The organism is Enterococcus sp. AZ171, from assembly GCF_051714005.1.
Taxonomy (GTDB): Bacteria; Bacillota; Bacilli; order Lactobacillales; family Enterococcaceae; genus Enterococcus_B; species Enterococcus_B pernyi.
Window position 1 is genome coordinate 999,001 of record NZ_JBIORA010000001.1, and the last position, 6,000, is coordinate 1,005,000.

At 40.7% G+C, this 6,000-nt stretch carries 3 protein-coding genes and 1 rRNA gene (1 of these 4 only partly in view); all 4 read left to right on the top strand.

Going from position 1 to position 6,000, the window contains the following annotated elements:
* The first annotated feature begins 108 nt into the window (after positions 1 to 108).
* Positions 109 to 1,530, top strand: coding sequence for an NADP-dependent phosphogluconate dehydrogenase (gene gndA, locus IGJ49_RS04745; RefSeq protein WP_023519428.1), 1,422 nt, complete (start codon positions 109 to 111; stop codon positions 1,528 to 1,530).
* Positions 1,531 to 1,717: 187 nt separating this feature from the next.
* Complete coding sequence (locus IGJ49_RS04750) at positions 1,718 to 2,404, top strand: response regulator transcription factor (protein ID WP_010735834.1); 687 nt, start codon at positions 1,718 to 1,720, stop codon at positions 2,402 to 2,404.
* Positions 2,401 to 3,903, top strand: a complete 1,503-nt coding sequence (locus IGJ49_RS04755; RefSeq protein WP_065096743.1) for a HAMP domain-containing sensor histidine kinase — start codon at positions 2,401 to 2,403, stop codon at positions 3,901 to 3,903. The genes IGJ49_RS04750 and IGJ49_RS04755 overlap by 4 nt, the downstream gene beginning before the upstream one ends.
* Positions 3,904 to 4,635: 732 nt before the next feature.
* A 16S ribosomal RNA gene (locus tag IGJ49_RS04760) occupies positions 4,636 to 6,000 on the top strand (it continues 196 nt past the right edge of the window).

Here is a 6,000-nt window from a genome sequence, read left to right on the forward strand (position 1 = left end):
AGAAGTAAGAAACATCACCGATTCGTACTTATTTGGTTTGCAAGTAAGCTATGTTAAGCTATAATTAGAGAGATTAGGGAGAACATCCCATATGTAGGAGGAGTTTATATGTCAAAACAACAAATCGGCGTTGTCGGAATGGCCGTCATGGGTAAAAATCTAGCCCTTAACATTGAAAGCCGCGGCTACTCTGTTGCACTATTCAACCGTACAGGAGCAAAAACAACAGATGTGGTAGAAGAACATCCAGACAAAAACTTCAAAGCAACATACACGATCGAAGAATTTGTTGATTCAATCGAAAAACCACGTCGTATTCTTTTGATGGTCAAAGCAGGACCAGCAACAGATGCAACGATCCAAGAATTATTACCACATTTAGACAAAGGTGATATTTTGATCGATGGCGGGAATACCTTCTTCCAAGATACGATTCGTCGAAATGAAGAATTAGCCAACTCTGGTATCAATTTTATCGGGACTGGTGTTTCAGGTGGAGAAGAAGGTGCGTTGAAAGGACCTTCGATCATGCCTGGTGGACAAAAAGAAGCGTATGAATTAGTTGCACCGATCCTTGAACAAATTTCTGCAAAAGCAGAAGACGGCACCCCTTGTGTAACTTACATTGGTCCAAATGGTGCAGGTCATTATGTCAAAATGGTCCACAATGGGATCGAGTATGGTGATATGCAACTGATTGCTGAATCTTATGACTTGATGAAAAATATTTTAGGTTTATCTGTCGATGAGATGGCTGATATCTTCAAAGAATGGAACGAAGGTGAATTAGATAGCTACTTGATCGAAATCACTGCGGACATTTTGACACGTAAAGACGATGAAGGTACAGGTCAACCGATCGTAGACGTGATCCTTGATGCTGCAGGGAATAAAGGAACAGGGAAATGGACAAGTCAAAGTGCTTTAGACCTTGGTGTGCCACTTCCATTGATCACAGAGTCTGTCTTTGCCCGTTATATCTCTGCATACAAAGATGAACGTTTACAAGCAAGCAAAATCTTGACACATACGAATGATTTTGAATTCAACGGCGATAAAAAAGAATTTATCGAAAAAATTCGTGAAGCGTTATACTTCAGCAAAATCATGAGCTATGCACAAGGGTTTGCACAGCTACGTGTCGCATCGAAAGACTATGGCTGGGATTTACCATTCGGTGAAATTGCAAAAATCTGGCGTGCCGGCTGTATCATCCGTGCTCGTTTCTTACAAAAAATCACTGATGCCTACGAAAACAATCCTGACATTGAAAATCTATTATTGGATGACTACTTTGTTGAGATCACTAAGAAATACCAACAAGCCGTGCGAGAAGTTGTTGCGTTAGCTGTTCAAGCAGGCGTACCGGTACCAACATTCTCTTCAGCGATTGCTTACTTTGATTCATACAGAGCCGAACGTTTGCCTGCAAATATCATCCAAGCACAACGTGATTATTTTGGCGCACACACGTATGAACGTGTTGACAAAGAAGGAATCTTCCATTACTCATGGTATAACGAAGATTAATCAGCTTCTCTATTCTTCAACATGCTAAACAAATAAGTAATAAATGAAAGAGCTGAGGTCATTTTATAGAGGGCGACTTCAGCTCTTTTTTAAAATAGTATTCCATGATAAAATGATTATAGATTTTAAATTAACTATTGGTATAATAATGGAGTTTAGAAGCCTAGGAGAGAAAGGACAAAATTGAATGAGTAATATTCTAATCATTGAAGATGAGAAAAACTTAGCCCGATTTGTCGAGTTAGAATTAAAACATGAAGGGTATAATGCTGAAGTACATTACAATGGACGAACAGGTCTGGATGCTGCTTTGAATAATGAGTGGGATGCAATTTTATTAGACTTGATGTTACCTGAATTGAACGGACTTGAAGTTTGTCGTCGCGTACGCCAAGCGAAAAATACACCAATTATCATGATGACTGCGAGAGATTCTGTCATTGATAGAGTTTCTGGTTTAGATCATGGTGCAGATGATTACATCGTCAAACCATTTGCAATCGAAGAATTGTTAGCGCGTCTACGTGCTTTATTACGCCGCATCGACATCGAAGGAGACAAAAATGTGGCAAAACAAACAACGATCACTTATCGCGACTTAACGATCGAAAAAGAAAATAGAGTCGTACGTCGTGGCAATGAAGTCATTGAATTAACGAAGCGTGAATATGAACTATTACTTACTTTGATGGAAAATGTCAACGTGGTACTTGCACGGGATGTTTTATTAAACAAAGTTTGGGGCTACGAAACCGAAGTGGAAACAAACGTAGTGGATGTGTATATTCGTTATCTCCGTAATAAAATCGACGTTCCTGGTGAGGAAAGCTATATTCAAACAGTACGTGGGACTGGTTACGTGATGCGCTCGTGAGCAATTACAATCAAACCGAAAAAAGAGAACTTAAAGGTCCATCCTTGACGATCAAGTGGGCCTTTGCAAGTTCTTTCTTCATATTTGTCGTCTTTACGATTTTTGCAGTGATCACCTATAAATCATCGATCAATCTGATCGTAGCTAAGGAAAGAGCAAATGTCGAACATACCATTTCTGAAGCGGCTTCTCGTTTATCAAATTCAGATGAGGAGTTGACATTGATCAATGCCTATCGAAACTTAACGAACGCTGACCAAACCGGTGGTACTGGAGATGATACTGCTGTCATTGAAGGGAACTTGATGAAAATCGACTCCTTTATTTCCGAACTTGGTCAAGCATCGATGGATCTGTATGTTTACGATCTGGATGAAAAATTGATTTTTAAAACACACGAAAAAAGTCGTTCATTGATCCAAACGACCAGGAAGATCCCAACGATCGTTACTTTAGACGGGAAAACTGGCTTTTTATCGATCCAACCTATTTATTCTAAACAAACAAGAGAAAAAATCGGCTATACTCAAACGTTTTATGAACTTTCATCTTTCTATGATATAAGAAATAATCTTTTGTTGACTTTGATCGTGCTAGAGATTGTCTCCTTGATACTAAGTAGTATCTTAGGTTTCTTCCTATCTTCCTACTTCTTAAAACCGTTAAAAGTATTACGAGATACGATGGATACGATCCGTAAAGATCCACAATCAGATATCCATATGCCAGAGATTGATACAGATGATGAGTTAGCAGACCTTGCTGAGATCTTCAATGAAATGCTAGATCGTATGCGTCTGTATATCGAACAACAAGAACAATTTGTGGAAGATGTATCACATGAATTAAGAACACCTGTAGCAATTATTGAAGGGCATCTCAGCTTATTGAATCGCTGGGGGAAAGATGATCCCGAAATTTTAGAAGAATCCCTAACTGCAAGTATGCAAGAAATCAGTCGGATGAAAAGCTTAGTACAAGAAATGCTAGATCTATCACGTGCAGAGCAAGTGGATGTTTATTATGCCAACGAAACGACGAATGCAAAAGAAGTGACTTACCAAGTATTCAATAATTTTAAATTACTTTATCCTGATTATGTTATTACACTGGATGATGACTTACCTAAAGAAGTAACACTACAAATTTTTAGAAATCATTTTGAACAATTGATTATCATCATTTTAGATAATGCGGTAAAGTATTCAACGACAAGAAAAGAAGTCCATATCTCCATTTCATCCACGCTTAGCGAATTTGAGATCGCGATCCAAGATTTTGGTGAGGGAATACCTGAAGAGGACTTGAAGAAAATATTTAATCGTTTTTATCGTGTAGATAAAGCAAGAGCACGAACAAAAGGTGGAAATGGCTTAGGATTGTCGATTGCCAAACAACTTGTAGAAAGCTATAAAGGAAGAATATTAGCAGAGAGTGTAGTAGGGCAAGGGACGATTTTTAGAATTTTTGTACCAATTGTACGAACAGAAGACAAGTAAAGTGATGACTTTGCTTGTTTTTTTTTATGGGTTTATCGACAAACTTCCCTAGGCTATTGATTTCTAAGAAGTTCTTACGTAGCTTTCCCCTTAAAAAGAGACGAACTTTAATTGAGAAATACTAGAATAATACAATTAAATAACATCAAAAAACTGTTGATTTTTAAACATCTTCTACGAATATTCGGCTTTGAAAATAATCGTTGAAAAAAGCATTTTTTCTATTGCAATTTTTTTAAGTCCTTGATATATTATTATTTGTTCTGACAAAGCAGTAAGAAACGTCATGATAAATTGTTGAATTTAAATGTTGACGAGGTTTTGATGCTGTGTTATAATAACGGAGTCGTTAAAAATAAGGTGATAAAAACCTTAATATACCAACAAAAAAAGTTGTTGACAAATAACAGCTGACATGATATATTAATGAAGTCGCCAAGAAACAACGACAAACAACTTTCTAAGTTAAGAAAGAAAAACTTATTGACAACTTCTTAAAGAAATGTTAAGATATAAAAGTTGTTAAATAAGAAAGAATAGACCTTTGAAAACTGAACAAAGTAAGACAAACCAAATGTGTAGGGCGTCTTGATTCAATTCAAGACAACAAACATTTTTAACAAGCAAGCAATATGCTAGCAAACAATTGAGCTTAACAAATGAACTATATGATGTTCGAAAGTAAATTTCGAACTACAGTTCCACATCAGCTTTCGCTGTGAGGAACTAGCATATTATGAGAGTTTGATCCTGGCTCAGGACGAACGCTGGCGGCGTGCCTAATACATGCAAGTCGAACGCCTCTTTTCCCACCGGAGCTTGCTCCACCGGGAAAAGAGGAGTGGCGAACGGGTGAGTAACACGTGGGTAACCTGCCCATCAGAAGGGGATAACACTTGGAAACAGGTGCTAATACCGTATAACAATCGAAACCGCATGGTTTCGTTTTGAAAGGCGCTTTACGGTGCCGCTGATGGATGGACCCGCGGTGCATTAGCTAGTTGGTGAGGTAACGGCTCACCAAGGCCACGATGCATAGCCGACCTGAGAGGGTGATCGGCCACATTGGGACTGAGACACGGCCCAAACTCCTACGGGAGGCAGCAGTAGGGAATCTTCGGCAATGGACGAAAGTCTGACCGAGCAACGCCGCGTGAGTGAAGAAGGTTTTCGGATCGTAAAACTCTGTTGTTAGAGAAGAACAAGGGTGAGAGTAACTGTTCACCCCTTGACGGTATCTAACCAGAAAGCCACGGCTAACTACGTGCCAGCAGCCGCGGTAATACGTAGGTGGCAAGCGTTGTCCGGATTTATTGGGCGTAAAGCGAGCGCAGGCGGTTTCTTAAGTCTGATGTGAAAGCCCCCGGCTCAACCGGGGAGGGTCATTGGAAACTGGGAGACTTGAGTGCAGAAGAGGAGAGTGGAATTCCATGTGTAGCGGTGAAATGCGTAGATATATGGAGGAACACCAGTGGCGAAGGCGGCTCTCTGGTCTGTAACTGACGCTGAGGCTCGAAAGCGTGGGGAGCAAACAGGATTAGATACCCTGGTAGTCCACGCCGTAAACGATGAGTGCTAAGTGTTGGAGGGTTTCCGCCCTTCAGTGCTGCAGCTAACGCATTAAGCACTCCGCCTGGGGAGTACGACCGCAAGGTTGAAACTCAAAGGAATTGACGGGGGCCCGCACAAGCGGTGGAGCATGTGGTTTAATTCGAAGCAACGCGAAGAACCTTACCAGGTCTTGACATCCTTTGACCACTCTAGAGATAGAGCTTCCCCTTCGGGGGCAAAGTGACAGGTGGTGCATGGTTGTCGTCAGCTCGTGTCGTGAGATGTTGGGTTAAGTCCCGCAACGAGCGCAACCCTTATTGTTAGTTGCCATCATTTAGTTGGGCACTCTAGCAAGACTGCCGGTGACAAACCGGAGGAAGGTGGGGATGACGTCAAATCATCATGCCCCTTATGACCTGGGCTACACACGTGCTACAATGGGAAGTACAACGAGTCGCGAAGTCGCGAGGCTAAGCTAATCTCTTAAAGCTTCTCTCAGTTCGGATTGTAGGCTGCAACTCGCCTACATGAAGCCGGAATCGCTAG